Origin of the sequence: Pantoea sp. GABEPS69 (assembly GCF_045780835.1) — a bacterium.
Classification (GTDB): domain Bacteria; phylum Pseudomonadota; class Gammaproteobacteria; order Enterobacterales; family Enterobacteriaceae; genus Pantoea; species Pantoea septica.
In genome coordinates this window covers 2,728,291-2,743,101 of the sequence record NZ_CP118618.1, presented here as the reverse complement: position 1 = coordinate 2,743,101, position 14,811 = coordinate 2,728,291, and the positions used below count along the sequence as shown (strand labels likewise).

The 14,811-nt window shown below is 63.9% G+C and carries 12 protein-coding genes; 4 read left to right on the top strand and 8 right to left on the bottom strand.

Annotated features, from left to right (window positions below; genetic code table 11):
• Nucleotides 1-1,050 precede the first annotated feature (1,050 nt).
• Together hutU and hutH are read right to left on the bottom strand one after the other, a co-directional pair.
• Nucleotides 1,051-2,736 (bottom strand): urocanate hydratase, encoded by a 1,686-nt coding sequence (gene hutU / locus PVE98_RS13420; RefSeq protein WP_096072848.1) that lies wholly within the window; start codon nt 2,734-2,736, stop codon nt 1,051-1,053.
• A 10-nt stretch (nt 2,737-2,746) separates the two neighbouring features.
• Nucleotides 2,747-4,306: a histidine ammonia-lyase gene (hutH, locus tag PVE98_RS13415; protein ID WP_096072849.1), complete on the bottom strand. Its 1,560-nt coding sequence runs from the start codon at nt 4,304-4,306 to the stop codon at nt 2,747-2,749.
• A 264-nt stretch (nt 4,307-4,570) separates the two neighbouring features.
• Between hutH and hutC the strand changes: the two genes are divergently transcribed.
• Nucleotides 4,571-5,326, top strand: a complete 756-nt coding sequence (gene hutC, locus PVE98_RS13410) for a histidine utilization repressor (protein WP_033751474.1) — start codon at nt 4,571-4,573, stop codon at nt 5,324-5,326.
• Here the strand turns inward: hutC and PVE98_RS13405 are convergent.
• Both PVE98_RS13405 and PVE98_RS13400 read right to left on the bottom strand, forming a co-directional pair.
• Entirely contained in the window at nt 5,310-5,849 is a 540-nt protein-coding gene (locus PVE98_RS13405; protein ID WP_096072850.1) for a HutD family protein, read from the bottom strand. The two genes, hutC and PVE98_RS13405, sit on opposite strands and share 17 nt — an antisense overlap.
• Nucleotides 5,846-7,201, bottom strand: a complete 1,356-nt coding sequence (locus tag PVE98_RS13400; RefSeq protein WP_096072851.1) for a formimidoylglutamate deiminase — start codon at nt 7,199-7,201, stop codon at nt 5,846-5,848. The genes PVE98_RS13405 and PVE98_RS13400 overlap by 4 nt, the downstream gene beginning before the upstream one ends.
• A gap of 84 nt (nt 7,202-7,285) precedes the next feature.
• Here PVE98_RS13400 and hutI point away from each other — a divergent pair, with 84 nt between their 5' ends.
• Both hutI and hutG read left to right on the top strand, forming a co-directional pair.
• A complete protein-coding gene (gene hutI / locus PVE98_RS13395; RefSeq protein WP_096072852.1) occupies nt 7,286-8,503 on the top strand; it encodes an imidazolonepropionase in 1,218 nt (405 codons plus the stop codon).
• On the top strand, nt 8,500-9,291 hold the full coding sequence (gene hutG, locus PVE98_RS13390) for an N-formylglutamate deformylase (RefSeq protein ID WP_096072853.1): 792 nt from the start codon (nt 8,500-8,502) through the stop codon (nt 9,289-9,291). The genes hutI and hutG overlap by 4 nt, the downstream gene beginning before the upstream one ends.
• A 17-nt stretch (nt 9,292-9,308) precedes the next feature.
• Here the strand turns inward: hutG and PVE98_RS13385 are convergent, their stop codons facing one another.
• Nucleotides 9,309-9,941: a flavin reductase family protein gene (locus tag PVE98_RS13385; RefSeq protein WP_033751462.1), complete on the bottom strand. Its 633-nt coding sequence runs from the start codon at nt 9,939-9,941 to the stop codon at nt 9,309-9,311.
• A gap of 141 nt (nt 9,942-10,082) precedes the next feature.
• On the opposite strand from PVE98_RS13385, the gene rlmF reads away from it, so the two are divergent.
• Nucleotides 10,083-11,003: a 23S rRNA (adenine(1618)-N(6))-methyltransferase RlmF gene (gene rlmF, locus PVE98_RS13380; RefSeq protein ID WP_096072854.1), complete on the top strand. Its 921-nt coding sequence runs from the start codon at nt 10,083-10,085 to the stop codon at nt 11,001-11,003.
• A 2-nt stretch (nt 11,004-11,005) separates the two neighbouring features.
• On the opposite strand, the gene ybiO is transcribed toward rlmF, so the two are convergent.
• The 3 genes from ybiO to glnP all read right to left on the bottom strand — a co-directional run bounded on the left by ybiO (nt 11,006) and on the right by glnP (nt 14,795).
• The gene (gene ybiO / locus PVE98_RS13375) at nt 11,006-13,276 is read right to left on the bottom strand and encodes a mechanosensitive channel protein (protein ID WP_096072855.1); all 2,271 of its coding nucleotides are present in this window, start codon (nt 13,274-13,276) and stop codon (nt 11,006-11,008) included.
• A 140-nt stretch (nt 13,277-13,416) separates the two neighbouring features.
• Complete coding sequence (gene glnQ / locus PVE98_RS13370; RefSeq protein WP_033751456.1) at nt 13,417-14,139, bottom strand: glutamine ABC transporter ATP-binding protein GlnQ; 723 nt, start codon at nt 14,137-14,139, stop codon at nt 13,417-13,419.
• A complete protein-coding gene (glnP, locus tag PVE98_RS13365; protein ID WP_033751454.1) occupies nt 14,136-14,795 on the bottom strand; it encodes a glutamine ABC transporter permease GlnP in 660 nt (219 codons plus the stop codon). The genes glnQ and glnP overlap by 4 nt, the downstream gene beginning before the upstream one ends.
• Nucleotides 14,796-14,811 lie beyond the last annotated feature (16 nt).

Here is a 14,811-nt window from a genome sequence, read left to right as displayed (position 1 = left end):
GAATTTGGCTATAGGTCAGAACCAAAGGGAATAAGGGGCAGCGGACCGGCTGGGGCGGTGCGGGGTAGCGGCCCCGCTTGCCTTTTGCGCGCGGCGCGTGCGGCGCTAAAGCGATGAGGTTAGCTCGTGCTAAGGCGCGCAACAGGCCCGGCAGCCTGTTGCGCAGGTGACGCTGTGCGTGTTTCGTTCGCCTGACAGCGAGGGAGTTTCATTTCTCCCGCTGCGGGCGACCGAGCAGGGCCGGTAGGCGCCGGCCCTGCACCCGCGCCCCGGGCCAGCTCACCCGCCCGCTGCGCGGGTCCCTTCGCTTCGTCAGGATTTCTGACGGACCGCGCAGGACAGGCCGTCCTGGCCTGGCCCGCGCTTTCGGCGACGTCCTGTCGCCTCATCCTGAAATCCTTCCTTCGCTCAGCGGCTGCGATGGCCCCCACAACCCCCGCTGTACGTCCTGATTATTGAAGACGCAACTTCGCCGTTGAAAGCATGAGACATGCATTCAGATGATGCCGTAGTTAATGAAAAGCCAGGAAATCACAGGCGGGGGTTAGTAGAGGCATCCGACACGCTGAGGCGCGCATGGCGGCCAGGACGAGCCGACAGGACGTCGGCGAGAGCGCGGCATGAGACAGGACAAAAACGCCGGGAGCGTTTTTGCACCGCGCAAAGCGCTGGCCCCGAAGGGGTGAGCCCCAGGGATGGGGCGAATAGGTCGAATCCGCGCGGTCCGTGCGGCCGACGTAAGCAACGAAGGGACCGCGCGGAGCGCGGCGTGGAGGCTGCCGGAAGCCGGGATTGTTAAGGGGCTGGCGAGCCCCTTAACACGCACGCCAGCAGCGGAGCGGCTGAAACTCCCTGCCGCCTGGCAGGCGGAACCCGCTCAGAGCCGCCTGCGCAGCAGGCAACCCCGCCAGCGGGGGAACCCGCTCAGCGCCCGCCTGCGCAGCTGGCCAACTACCCAGCGGGCGGAACCCGCTCAGCGCCGCCTGCGCAGCAGGCAACCCCGTCAGGCGGGACGGAACCCGCCGCCGCCCGCGCCCGGCCCGGCGTCCCTCACTTCACCATCGGCAGATTAAGCCCGTGTTCGGCCGCGCAGGCCTGGGCGCGCTCATACCCGGCATCCGCATGGCGCATCACGCCCGTGGCGGGATCGTTCCACAGCACGCGGCTCAGACGCTGGTCGGCCTGCTCGCTGCCGTCGCAGACAATTACCACGCCCGCATGCTGCGAAAAGCCCATGCCGACGCCGCCGCCGTGGTGCAGGCTCACCCAGGTCGCGCCGCCCGCGGTATTCAGCAGGGCGTTAAGCAGCGGCCAGTCGGACACCGCGTCGGAACCATCCTTCATCGACTCGGTTTCGCGGTTCGGCGAGGCGACGGAACCGCAGTCGAGATGATCGCGGCCAATCACAATCGGCGCTTTCAGCTCGCCGTTGCGCACCATCTCGTTGAACGCCAGTCCGGCCAGATGGCGCTCGCCGAGCCCCAACCAGCAGATACGCGCCGGCAGGCCCTGAAAGGCGATGCGCTCCTGCGCCATATCGAGCCAGCGATGCAGGCTTTTATGCTGCGGAAACAGCTCCTTGAGCTTCGCATCCGTTTTGTAGATATCTTCCGGATCGCCCGACAGCGCTACCCAGCGGAACGGCCCTTTGCCCTCGCAGAACAGCGGACGAATATAGGCCGGCACGAAACCCGGGAAATCAAAGGCGTTCTCGACGCCCTCGTCCAGCGCCACCTGGCGAATATTATTGCCGTAGTCCACCGTGGGGATGCCCATATGGCAGAAGTCGAGCATTGCCTGCACGTGCACCGCCATTGAGGCGCGCGCCGCTTTTTCCACCGCTTTCGGCGCGCTGGCGCGTTCGGACTGCCAGCGCGCCACGTCCCAGCCGATCGGCAGATAGCCGTTTATCGGGTCGTGCGCGGAGGTCTGATCGGTCACGATATCGGGCTTCAGGCCGCCCGCGCGGGCGCGTTTCACCATCTCCGGCAGGATCTCGGCGGCGTTGCCCAGCAGGCCGACGGAGATCGCCTGTTTCGCCCGCGTCGCCTCTTCAATCAGCGTCAGCGCCTCGTCCAGCGTGTAGGCTTTGTGATCGACATAGCGGGTGCGCAGACGAAAATCGATGCGCGACTCCTGACACTCGATGGCCAGCACGCAGGCGCCCGCCAGCACGCCCGCCAGCGGCTGCGCGCCCCCCATGCCGCCCAGACCGGCGGTCAGGATCCAGCGTCCGGCCAGATCGCCGTTATAGTGCTGGCGGCCCGCTTCGACGAAGGTTTCATAGGTGCCCTGCACGATGCCCTGCGCGCCGATATAGATCCACGAACCGGCGGTCATCTGGCCGTACATCATCAGCCCGGCCTTATCCAGCTCGTGAAAATGATCCCAGTTGGCCCAGTGCGGTACCAGGTTGGAGTTCGCCAGCAGCACGCGCGGCGCGTCGGCGTGGGTGCGGAAGACGCCGACGGGCTTGCCCGACTGGATCAGCAGGGTTTCGTCGGGCTGCAGCAGCTCCAGCGAGCGCAGGATCTGTTCAAAGCATTCCCAGTTGCGCGCCGCTTTGCCGATGCCGCCGTAAACCACCAGATCTTCAGGCCGCTCGGCCACGTCGGGATCGAGGTTATTCTGGATCATGCGCCAGGCGGCTTCGATCAGCCAGTTGGCGCAGTGCAGCGTAGTGCCGTGCGGCGCACGCACTTCGCGCGCCACGGCCTGGGAGAGAGTTTCGCTCATAGCAGATTCCTTATTCACCAGAAGAGACGGTCTGCTGGCTGGGCAGCAGCGCCGTGAGAAAATCGGGCCAGTCGCTACGGCTGGCCCACAGACGCATGGCGTCGATATCGGGCGCCAGCAGGCGGTCTTCCTCAAGGAAGGCAACCTGCTGACGAATACGGCTAATCTCATGCTCAAGCAGGGCGGAGCTTTGCAGCGGACGATGGAACTCGATGCCCTGCGCCGCCGCCATCGCTTCGATACCGACCACTGCGGCGGTGTTAAAGCACATGCTGCCGAGGCGCCGCGCCGCATAGGTCGCCATCGAGACGTGATCTTCCTGATTGGCGGAGGTTGGCAGGCTGTCGACGCTGCCCGGATGCGCCAGCGATTTATTCTCTGAGGCCAGCGCGGCGGCGGTGACCTGCGCAATCATAAAGCCGGAGTTGACGCCGCCGTCGCGCACCAGAAAGGGCGGCAGGCCAGAAAGACCGGTGTCGAGCAGCAGCGCCATGCGGCGTTCGGAAATGGCGCCGATCTCCGCCACCGCCAGCGCGATAATGTCGGCGGCGAAGGCCACCGGCTCGGCGTGGAAATTGCCGCCGGAGATGACATCGCCGCTGTCGCTGAACACCAGCGGGTTATCGGAAGCGGCGTTGGATTCAATCTGCAGCACGCGCGCGGCGTGAGTAAGATTGTCGAGGCAGGCGCCCATTACCTGCGGTACGCAGCGCACCGAGTAGGGGTCCTGCACCCGGCCGCAGTTAGCGTGCGAACCAAGAATTTCGCTGCCGTTGATCAGCGTCTCGACGGCGGCGGCCACCGCGATTTGCCCGCGCTGGCCACGCGCCTGATGAATGCGCGCGTCGTAAGGTTTCAGCGAGCCTTTAATCGCCTCCAGCGACAGCGCGCCCGCTACCAGCCCGGCGGCCATCAGGTTTTCCGCCTCGAACAGGCCGCGCAGCGCCAGCGCGGTCGACACCTGGGTGCCGTTAAGCAGCGCCAGACCCTCTTTCGGGCCGAGCACGAAGGGTTCCAGCCCAACGGAGGCCAGGCCGTCGCGCGCGGGGATCAGCGCGCCCTCGACACGCACCTGGCCTTCGCCGAGCAGCATCAGGGAGAGATGGGCGAGCGGCGCCAGATCGCCGGACGCGCCGACCGAGCCTTTTTCCGGAATACAGGGCATCACGCCTGCGTTAAACAGCGTCAGCAGCGCGTCGATCAGTGCGATACGCACGCCGGAATGGCCGCGCGCCAGGCTGATGATTTTGGTCGCCATCACCAGGCGCGTTACGTTGTCGGGCAGCAGAGCGCCCAGGCCGACGCTGTGCGACAGCACCAGATTACGCTGCAGTTCCGCAAGGCGGGCGGCGGGGATTTGCGTCTGCGCCAGCTTGCCGAAGCCGGTATTGATGCCGTATACCACCTTGCCGGAAGCGACAATCTCATCCACGGTCTGCTGCGCGCGCAGGATAGCTTCCTGCGCCTGCTCATCGAGCGTGAGCGTCACGCCGCCCTGATATATCCTGCGCAGCGCGGCAAGATCCACTTTACCGGGAACCAGGCGCATCGCCTGAGCCGAACCTGACATAGTCTACTCCTGTCTATACAAGTAAGCGCGTTAAGCAAAAACCTGAACCGTTTTCACTCTGCGCAGCGAATGAAATCGAGTGAACCACAAGTGTCTATTCTTGTCTATACAACTGGCAAGCTATAAGCATTTGCTATGCCAGCGCGATCACAAATTAGCGTGCTCAGCTGGCGTGCGATAGCGAGACGGGCGGGGCTGAGGATGTATATACATTTACGCCGCAAGACAGTAAACTTCAGGCACTACCGTGATAAGGAAATGAATATGGTCGAGCATTCGGCAATAGCGCAGCTGGCGGCCGCGATGAGCGATGAGCCAGCCCCAATCTATCAGCGCGTCAAGCAGGCGATCGTTAGCCAGATCCGCGCGGGCAGCTGGAAGGCGAACCAGCGCGTGCCGTCTGAAAGCGAGCTGGTCAACGAGCTGGGCGTCAGCCGCATGACCATCAACCGCGCGCTGCGCGAACTGACCAGCGAAGGGTTTCTGGTGCGGATGCAGGGCGTCGGCACCTTCGTCGCCGAGATGAAAGGCTACACGGCGATGCTTGAAGTGCATAACATCGCGGACGAGATCGCCCAGCGCGGCCACCAGCATCGCTGCCAGATCCTCGCGATCGGCCAGAATAAAGCCGATCCCGAGCAGGCGGCGGTACTTGGCTTAAGCACCGGTCAAACCTTATTTCATTCGCTGATTGTGCACTATGAGGACGATCTGCCGGTACAGCTGGAGGATCGCCTGGTCAATCCGCTGGTGGCGCCCGATTACCTGAGCCAGGATTACCATCGGCTTACGCCCTATACCTATCTGATGCAGGTGGCGCCGCTCACCGCAGGCGAGCATATTGTCGAAGCGGTGCTGCCAGACGCGCGCCAGCGTAAATATCTGTCGCTGGATGAGCACGAGCCCTGCCTGCTGATTCGACGCCAGACCTGGAGCGACACCAAAATCGTCACCTACGCGCGCCTGCTCTATCCAGGATCGCGCTATAAGCTGCTCGGCCGCTTTAAGGGACACGGCTAAGACGCGTCAGCAGCAGCTGCGCACCTGGCGTGACCGGCGTCAGCCGCGTCTCCTCATCCAGCCACCAGACGCCTTGCGCGACGCCTAACCGTTCGCCGTTATCCAGCCGCCATTCGCCGGCGATCGTCCAGGCGACGCCGTGCAGGCTGGCCGCCGCCTGCGCGGTCACCGCTACCTCCGCCGCCCAGCTGTCGCGCCGCGTCATGATGTTAAAATCTTCGCTTTCCCCCTGCAGCGCGGCGTGGATGGCCCATTCGCCGGAAAAGCGCCACGGCTGAAGCGGCTTCAGCCGGTGGGTCGCGTCGGGCGCGCTGAGCCGCACCTCATCACCGCGCAGCAGCGTAATCACCCGATCGATGCCGGGAAAGCGCGAGAAATCGCCGTCGTGGGCGAGGGTGGCGATACTGGCGCGCCAGGCGAAATCCGCTTCGCCCGGCGGATAGCTGACGATTTCGCGCGTCTCGCCGCCGCCGTTGCGCCAGCGGCTGACCGGAAGGTCGGCATAACAGAAGCGCGTTCTCATCGCAGCGCCGCCATCGCCTGGCGAAACGCGGCCGCGCAGCGCTCTTCTGCGGCGTGGCGTCCCGCCTCGATCACCGCGCGACCCGCGACCCATACTTCGCGGATCTGTTCGCGCTGTCCGGCAAACAGCCAGCGGTTGAGCAGCGCCTCGTCGCCCACGCTGTCGAGCCATTCATCCTCCGCCAGCACCAGCCAGTCAGCGCGTTTACCCGGCGACAGTTCGCCGAGCGCAACGCCGCACGCCTGCGCGCCGCCGAGCGCCGCGCCGCGCCACAGCAGATCGCCTACCGAGGGCTGCTCCGCCGTGGTGATGCGGTTACGGCGGCGATCGCGTAGCCGCTGGCCATATTCGAGCCAGCGCAGCTCCTCCAGCGCGCTGAGGGAAACATGGCTGTCGGAGCCGATGCCCCAGCGTCCGCCCTGGGCGATAAACTCAGCCGCCGGGAAGATGCCGTCGCCGAGATTAGCTTCGGTGGTCGGGCAGAGACCGGCCACCGCGCGGCTGGCGGCGAGCTGCGCGATTTCGCGCGCGTCGAGATGCGTGGCGTGGATCAGGCACCAGCGCGCATCGACTTCAAAGCGGTTAAGCAGCCACTCCACCGGCCGCTCGCCGCTCCAGGCCAGGCAGTCGTTGACCTCTTTCTCCTGCTCGGCGATGTGGATATGCACCGGCAGCGCGGTATCGCTCGCGGCCAGCGCCTCGCGCATCTGCGTTTCGCTCACCGCGCGCAGCGAGTGAAAGCAGAGGCCGCGATTAAGCAGCGGCTTATCGCGCACGCTCGCCGCCAGCCGTTCCTGCTGACGCAGCCAGGCGTCGGTTTGCTGAATAAAACGTTTTTGTCCCGGCAGCGGCGGCTGCGCGCCGAAGCCGCTGTGGCTGTAGAGCACCGGCAGCAGCGTCTGGCCGATGCCGGCGATGTCGGCGGCCTGCATCAGCTGCTGCAGCATCTCGTCCTGCGCGTAGGGCGCGCCGCTGGGATCGTGATGGAGATAGTGAAACTCCGCCACCTGGGTATAGCCGCCTTTCAGCATGTCGATATAGAGATACGCGGCGATAGCGCCGACCTGCTCCGGCGTCAGGCGCTGCACCATGCGATACATCAGGTCGCGCCAGGTCCAGAAGCTATCCTGGGGATCGCCCGCGACCTCCGCCAGCCCGGCCATGGCGCGTTGAAAGGCGTGCGAGTGCAGGTTAGCGACAGAGGGAAGGGTTGCGCCGGGCAGGCGGATAGCGTCGTGTGCGTCGCTGTCGGGCGTGACGCGCTCAATGATGCCGGCGTCGTTAACGGTAATGCGCACCTGATGTCGCCAGCCGTCGGCCAGCAGCGCGCGTGGAGCAAAAAAGGTTGCCATAGTTGATCCTCACCGGCTGTAGTTGTATATACATATACATACTTTAAAAGGCGGAGTAAATCGTCCGCAACGGGAGAAAGCGCAATGGCGGAAAGCAAAGCGATCGACAGCCTGTGGCTGGGGGCCGATCTGGTCACCATGCGCGAAGGCAAATATCACATCATCGAGGATGGCGCGCTGGCGGTCACAGGCGACCGGCTGGTGTGGGTAGGGCCGCGCGCAGAGATGCCCGATTTTACGCCGCGTCAGCAGCACCGCTTCGACGGCGGCATCCTGACGCCAGGACTGATTGACTGCCATACCCACCTGGTGTTCGGCGGCGACCGCAGCGCAGAGTTTGAGCAGCGCCTCAACGGCGTCAGCTACGCCGAGATCGCCGCGCAGGGCGGCGGCATTCTCTCGACGGTGCGCGCCACGCGCGAAGCCAGCGAGGCGTCACTGGTGGCGTCGGCGCGCTGGCGGCTCGACCGATTGCTGGCGGAAGGGGTCACCACGGTAGAGATTAAATCGGGCTACGGGCTGGATGAGGCGAGCGAGCTGCGGATGCTGAGCGCTATCCGCCAGTTAGGCGAAAGCGCGCCCGTTGACGTGCTGGCGACCTGCCTGGCGGCGCACGCCTTTCCGCCGGAGTTTAAACAGGATCCCGACGGCTGGGTCGATCTGATTTGCCAGCGCATTCTGCCGCAGGTGAAAGCCAACGGGCTGGCGGACGCGGTGGACGCCTTCTGCGAGCATCTGGCCTTTTCTCCGGCGCAGGTAGCGCGCGTGTTCGATAAGGCCGTGGAGCTTGGCCTGCCGGTGAAACTGCATGCCGAGCAGCTCTCTTCGATGGGCGGCGCGCGGCTGGCGGCGGGCTACGGCGCGCTCTCCGCCGACCACCTGGAATATGCTACCGAAGAGGACGCGCGGGCGATGGGCGAGCGCGGCACGGTGGCGGTGCTGCTGCCCGGCGCCTTCTATCTGCTGCGCGAAACCCAACGGCCGCCGGTGGCGCTGTTTCGCCAGCACGGCGTGCCCATGGCGCTGGCCAGCGACGCCAATCCCGGCACCTCGCCTGCGCTGTCGCTGCGCCTGATGCTCAATATGGGCTGCACGCTGTTCGGCATGACGCCGGAAGAGGCGCTGGCGGGCGTCACGCTCTGGGGCGCGAAAGCGCTGGGGCTGCAGCAGACGCACGGCTCGCTGGAGGCGGGCAAAGTGGCGAACTTCGTCCACTGGCCGCTGGCGCGTCCGGCGGAACTGGTTTACTGGCTGGGCGGCGAGCTGCCCTGTACCGTTATCTATCGCGGAGAAGCGCAATGACACCTTTTGACTTTACGCCAGGCAGCCTGCCGCTGCTGGTCAGCATTCCTCACGCTGGCACGCAGCTTACGCCGGAGGTGGAAGCGGGGCTGAGCGAGGCGGCGCGTGGCCTGCCCGATACCGACTGGCATATTCCGCTGCTGTTCGATTTTGTGCGCGATCTGGGCGCCAGCGTGCTGATCGGCCGCTATTCGCGTTTCGTTATCGACCTGAATCGTCCGCCGGACAATCAGCCGCTCTACGCCACGGCCACTACCGGACTCTTTCCAGAAACCCTGTTCGACGGCTCGCCGACCTTCACGCCGGGCCAGACGCCCTCTGCGGCGCAGCGCGAAGGCTATCTCCGCGATATCTGGCAGCCCTATCATCAGCAGATCCAGCAGGAGCTGGCGCGTCTGAAGGCGGAACACGGCTACGCGCTGCTGTTTGACGCTCACTCCATCGCCAGCGTCATCCCACGACTCTTTGAGGGGCGTCTGCCGGATCTCAATATCGGCACCAACGATGGCAAAAGCTGCCGTCCTGAAGTCACGCAGGGGCTGGAAGCGGTCTGCGCGGCGCAGAGCGACTACAGTTGGGTGGTGAACGGACGCTTTAAGGGCGGCTACATTACGCGCGCCTATGGTCAGCCGGAGGAGCAGGTCGAGGCGGTGCAGCTGGAGCTGGCGCAGCGGAACTATATGGAGGAGACGCCGCCGTTCGCCTGGCGGCAGGAGCGGGCTTCAGCGCTGCAGAAGGTGCTGAAGCCGCTTATGCAAAGTTTTATCGCGCGCGGCAAAAGCCGGTAGCGGGCGGCGCGCCGCGCTTAGCCGCGGCGCGCGTCCGGCCGCATCAGGTCGAAGCGCTCGTTTTCGCTGATGCCGTAATAGGCGCTCGGCCCGCCGGCGCGCAGAATAGGCTGGGCGCGCGCCGTCTGGTAAATCCCCTCATCCAGCAGCGACTCGTCGATATGAATGGCGATCGCTTCGCCCAGCACCAGCCAGCTGTCGAGCGGGTTGCCCTGTGCATCCTGCAGCTGGATCAGCTGCGTCAGGCGACATTCGAAATTCACCGGGCTTTCCGCCACCAGGCTCGCCTTCACCTGCGAGGCGGCCAGCGGCGTGACGCCCGCCAGCGCGAACTCATCCTGCTCCGGCGGCACCGACGCCGAACTCTCGTTCATCGCTTCCGCCAGCGAGCGCGTCGCGAGGTTCCAGACGAACTCTTTGCTTTCGCTGATATTGCGCACGCTGTCTTTCCAGCCGCTGCTGGCGAAGCCGATGATCGGCGGATGGTAGTTAAAGCAGTTGAAGAAGCTGTAGGGCGCCAGGTTGCGCTGGCCCGCCGCGGAAATCGAACTGATCCAGCCGATGGGGCGCGGCCCGATAATGGCATTCAGCGGGTCGTGCGGCAGGCCGTGGCCAGCGCGCGGCTGGTAGGAGTAGCGTTTATGCGTCATCTTTTATCCCGTAGCGAAGTGTTAACAATATCTTAGCGCTACAGCATCGGCTGCATCGGGAAGAAATGTGTAAGCGGATTGTGCGGCTTTCTTTTCCCGGCGCTGCGGCGTATTGTACGCGCCTGCAAAACGGGAGACGCCATGAACAAGCCAGCCAGTAATTTATTCCACGCCCGCAACCGCCATCAGGGCGAATATGACTTTGCCGCCTTAACCGCCGCGCATCCGCCGCTGGCGGCCAAAGTTCGACCCAACGGCTACGGCGCGCAGTCGATCGATTTTGCCGACGCGGAGGCGGTAATGCTGCTCAACCAGGCGCTGCTGAAGCTTTTTTACGGCATCGAGTGGCAGCTGGCGCCCGGCGCGCTCTGTCCGCCGGTGCCGGGCCGCGCTGATTACCTGCACTATCTGGCCGATCTGCTGGCGCTGGACAATCGCGGCACGATCCCGCAGGCGGATATTCTGGATATCGGCTGCGGCGCAAACTGCATCTACCCGCTAATCGGCCAGGCGGAGTATGGCTGGCGCTTTACCGGCACCGATATCGACGAGGCGGCGCTGAAGGCGGCCAGCCGTATCGTGGCGGCCAATCCCGGATTACAGCGCGCGATTCGCCTGCGTCGGCAGAAAGATCCGCAGGCAGTGCTGGCGGGCGTAGTGAATAAAAATGAATTTTTTCACGCGGTGATCTGCAACCCGCCGTTCCACGCCTCGGCGGCGGAAGCGGCGGGCGCCTCGCAGCGTAAAACGCGTAATCTGAAGCTGGAGAGCGCCACGCCGCTCAACTTCGGCGGTCAGCATAACGAGCTGTGGTGCGAAGGCGGCGAAAAAGCGTTCGTCGGCAAGATGATTGCCGAGAGCGCGGCGCTGGCGCGCCAATGCGTCTGGTTCACTTCGCTGGTGTCGCGCCGCGAGAACCTGCCCGCGCTGGAAAAACAGCTGCAGGCGCTCGATGCGGCGGAGGTGCGGGTGGTGAATATGGCGCAGGGGCAGAAGCAGAGTCGTTTCCTCGCCTGGAGCTTTATACCAGCCGCGACGCGCGCGCAGCGGCTGGCGAAATAGCCTTACTCCGGTGCCGGCAGCGCGGGCAGGGCGGCCGCGCTCGCCACGCTGCTGCCGGTCTGCATCACCTCGACCGTCTGGCGCGGCGCTTTAATCCCGGCCGCGTCGAAATGTTTCTTCACCATGCTGTCCAGCGCGAAGCGCACCGTCCACTGCTTTAGCGGCTGGGTGGTAAAGGAGACGCGCACGGTAAAGGCCTGGTTAGTTAAGCCCACCAGACCGGCGAAGTTCGGTTCGCCAATCACCATGCCGCGAATATCCGTATTCTTCAGCAGCTCATCCACCGCCTCCTGTAGCACGCGATTCACCCGCTCGCTATCCTCGCCGCGCTCGACGTCATAATTCGCCACAAAAGAGCCGATGCCGCGCACGAAGTTGGCGAAGGTGGTGATCGAAGACCAGGGAATGATGTGATAGGCGCCGGTATCCTGACGCACGCCGACCGAGCGAATCGACATCCGCTCTACCGTGCCGGTGATGGCGCCAATAGTCACCAGATCGCCGGTATTCATGCCGTTCTCGAACTGGATAAAGATGCCGGTGATAATATCCTTCACCAGGGTTTGCGAACCGAATGAGACCGCCAGGCCGAGGGCGCCCGCGCCCGCCAGCAGCGGCGCAATATTGACGCCGATTTCCGACAGCAGAATCATGATGGTAATGGTGCTGATCACCACCGCCAGCGCGTTGCGGAACAGCGTCAGCAGCGTGCGGGTGCGGGCGCTCGGCATCGGGCGGCCGTGCGAGTCGGAGGCGAGCCGGCTCTCAATCAGGCTCGCCAGCACCGTCCAGCCTATCGCCGAGAACAGCAGGATCATCACGATGCGGATCAGCACATCCACCATCTTCTCTCCGGCACCCACCGTGAGCCAGTGCCAGAGATCGAACAGGTTCCAGGCGTTAAGCAGCAGCAGCAGCGTGGCGAACACCGTGACGACGCGCGCCAGCTTCAGCAGCGCCTTCACCCAGTCGTTGACGCGCTTTTGCAGCGCCGGATAGTTGCGGCGCAGGTCGGCCGACAGCGTAATGGTTTTGCCTATCCAGCGCGTCAGGATGCCGGAGACGAAGGCGGCAATGCCGATAATCGCCAGCGTGCGCACCGTGGCCGCCATCATAAATTTCAGGCTGTCGCCGGGATTGAAAATAGAAAGCAGGAACAGCGCGATAAAGTAGGCGCTTGCCAGCCAGTGCCACACCAGCGCGAAGGCGCGGATAAAAAAGGCGAAAAAGGCCATACTGCGATCCGACAACGCCTGCAGCGCGAAATGAATCGCGCGGCGGTTGGTAAAGATAAGAAACAGCGCCCAGCCGGTCATGATCCCCATAATCAATACGTTGACCACGGCCGCGACCTGCACGTTAACCTGATTGGAGACAATCGGCACGATCACCAGCAGCCCGTAGCCGATCAGCCCGGAGAGCCAGCTTAAGCGCGTACTCCAGTAGCGGGCGCGCCCGTCACTGAGATGAAAGAAGCGCAGGTCGGCGAAGCCGGGACAAAAAATCAGGCGCAGCACCGCTTTAAAAAACTCAATCAGCGCGAAGGCGTTGAGGAACAACCCTTGCTGATAGGCGATAGTGCGGCTGTCGCCGTGATAGTTGTCGCTGAGGATTTGACCGACAAACAGCGTCAGCGCCAGCATCAGCAGGTCGATCGCGAAGGCGCCGATAATCGCCGCCGGCAGCTGCAGCCAGTTATGCTGCTCGTGGTTCCTGGCGCGTCCCCAGCGGCCCATACGGCGATAGAGCGGCGACATCGCGCGGCGCAGCAGCCAGTAAAAGGCGAACAGCGCCGCCGCCAGCACCACGAAGTGGCGCAGCGCGTTGAAGAAGGTCTCCGGGTTGAACGCCTTATGCGGCGCGTCGACGATATTGTCATGCAGGCGGGCGAACTTTTGCGCTACGTTGCCGCCGAACTCGCGGGTGACGTCCGTCACGCCCTGCAGCACGGTTTTATCTTCTTCTTCGGTCGGCGGCGCCAGCGCAGGCGCGTTGTCTTTCGCCGCTGCGCTGGAGGCGCCGCGCAGCTGGTTAATCAGCTCTGCGCGCGACCGATCGTCTTCCAGAATATTCGCCAGCGCAGCGTAAGCGGCTTTTTTCTCGTCGAGCGTCGGCTCGTTTTGCGCGCCGCTGGCGCTGCCGGACGACTGCTGCGCCGCCACCGCCGCCTGCGGCAGCGTGACCGCCAGCGCGGCGGGCAGCGTAAAACAGTAAAGCAGCAACAGCGCGATCCCTTGCCGCACCAGGCGACAATAGTTGTGGGCTGACGACATGGCTTTCTCCTTAGCAACCTCTGGCTCACAGGTGGAGAAGTATAGTCAGGCGCCGGGCGTGAATGGTCAGAAAGGCATTAATCGTACGGTTCAGGAAAGGCGGGATAAAGCGACGGGCCGACAGATGTCGGCCCGGAAAATCAGGAAACGTGCTGCAGGAACTCGCGCAGGCGATCGCTCGGCGGCTGGGTAATCAGCGCATCGGGATCGCCATCTTCCGCGATAGTGCCTTTATCGATAAAGATCAGGCGCGACGCGACTTTCTGCGCGAAGCCGACTTCATGGGTGACGATCACCATGGTCATGCCTTCTTCCGCCAGATCCTGCATCACCTTCAGCACCTCGTGGCGCAGTTCGGGATCCAGCGCGGAGGTCGGCTCGTCGAACAGCATCAGCTTCGGCTTTACCGCCAGCGCGCGGGCGATGGCGACGCGCTGCTGCTGGCCGCCGGAAAGCTCGGAAGGAAAGTGGTGCGCGCGCTCGGCCAGGCCGACCTTCGCCAGCAGCTGGCGCGCCAGCGTATGCGCATCCTCTTTCTTCGCGCCGCGCACGCGAATCGGGCCAAAGGCTACGTTATCCAGCGCGCTCATCTGCGGGAACAGATGAAACTGCTGGAACACCATGCCCGCTTCCTGACGGATCAGACGCTCGTCTACTTTGGGATCGTTGACCTTCAGGCCGTCGACGATCAGATCGCCGCTGGTGATCTCTTCCAGCTTGTTGATGCAGCGCAGCAGCGTCGATTTGCCGGAGCCGGACGGCCCGATAATCACTACCACCTCGCCCTGATTAATCTTCAGGTTGATATCGTGCAGCACCTGGGTGGTGCCAAAGCTCTTTGAAACGTTTTTAAATTCAATCACAGGATTTTCATCCTTTTCTCGATGCGGCGCAGCACAAAGCTCAACACCAGCGTAATCACAAGGTAGATAATCGCCACAGCGCTCCAGATCTCCAGCGCGCGGAAGTTGCCGGCGATGATCTCCTGGCCCTGACGCGTCAGTTCCGCCATGCCGATAACGATAAACAGCGAGGTATCTTTGATGCTGACGATCCACTGGTTGCCGAGCGGCGGCAGCATGCGGCGCAGCGCCAGCGGCATAATCACGTAGCGCAGGGTTTCACGACGCGACAGCCCCAGCGCCAGGCCCGCTTCGCGGAAGCCTTTATTGATCGACAGCACCGCGCCGCGCGTGATCTCGGCGATATAGGCGCCAGAGTTGATCATGATGGTCACCACCGCAGCGGTGAAGGGATCGATGCGCAGATCGGGGAAGGCCATCGGCAGCGCGAAGTAGATAAACATTACCTGCACCACGATAGGGGTGCCGCGGATGATCTCAATAAAGACCAGCGCGAGGTTGTTGGCGATCCAGCCGCCGTAGGCGCGGGCGAAGCCGGCGACCAGGCCGATAATCAGCCCGCCGACCAGGCCGAGCACCGAGATCAGCAGGGTCATTTTCGCGCCTTCGATCAGCGCCGGCATCGCGGGCCAGATGACGCTCCAGTCAAACTCCATGGTGTGACTCCAGTTG

What these genes read in the sequence shown, in the direction of transcription:
- hutU (WP_096072848.1), bottom strand. Translation starts at nt 2,736, where the DNA reads ATGAGCGAAACTCTCTCCCAGGCCGTGGCGCGCGAAGTGCGTGCGCCG.
- hutH (WP_096072849.1), bottom strand. Translation starts at nt 4,306, where the DNA reads ATGTCAGGTTCGGCTCAGGCGATGCGCCTGGTTCCCGGTAAAGTGGAT.
- hutC (WP_033751474.1), top strand. Translation starts at nt 4,571, where the DNA reads ATGGTCGAGCATTCGGCAATAGCGCAGCTGGCGGCCGCGATGAGCGAT.
- PVE98_RS13405 (WP_096072850.1), bottom strand. Translation starts at nt 5,849, where the DNA reads ATGAGAACGCGCTTCTGTTATGCCGACCTTCCGGTCAGCCGCTGGCGC.
- PVE98_RS13400 (WP_096072851.1), bottom strand. Translation starts at nt 7,201, where the DNA reads ATGGCAACCTTTTTTGCTCCACGCGCGCTGCTGGCCGACGGCTGGCGA.
- hutI (WP_096072852.1), top strand. Translation starts at nt 7,286, where the DNA reads ATGGCGGAAAGCAAAGCGATCGACAGCCTGTGGCTGGGGGCCGATCTG.
- hutG (WP_096072853.1), top strand. Translation starts at nt 8,500, where the DNA reads ATGACACCTTTTGACTTTACGCCAGGCAGCCTGCCGCTGCTGGTCAGC.
- PVE98_RS13385 (WP_033751462.1), bottom strand. Translation starts at nt 9,941, where the DNA reads ATGACGCATAAACGCTACTCCTACCAGCCGCGCGCTGGCCACGGCCTG.
- rlmF (WP_096072854.1), top strand. Translation starts at nt 10,083, where the DNA reads ATGAACAAGCCAGCCAGTAATTTATTCCACGCCCGCAACCGCCATCAG.
- ybiO (WP_096072855.1), bottom strand. Translation starts at nt 13,276, where the DNA reads ATGTCGTCAGCCCACAACTATTGTCGCCTGGTGCGGCAAGGGATCGCG.
- glnP (WP_033751454.1), bottom strand. Translation starts at nt 14,795, where the DNA reads ATGGAGTTTGACTGGAGCGTCATCTGGCCCGCGATGCCGGCGCTGATC.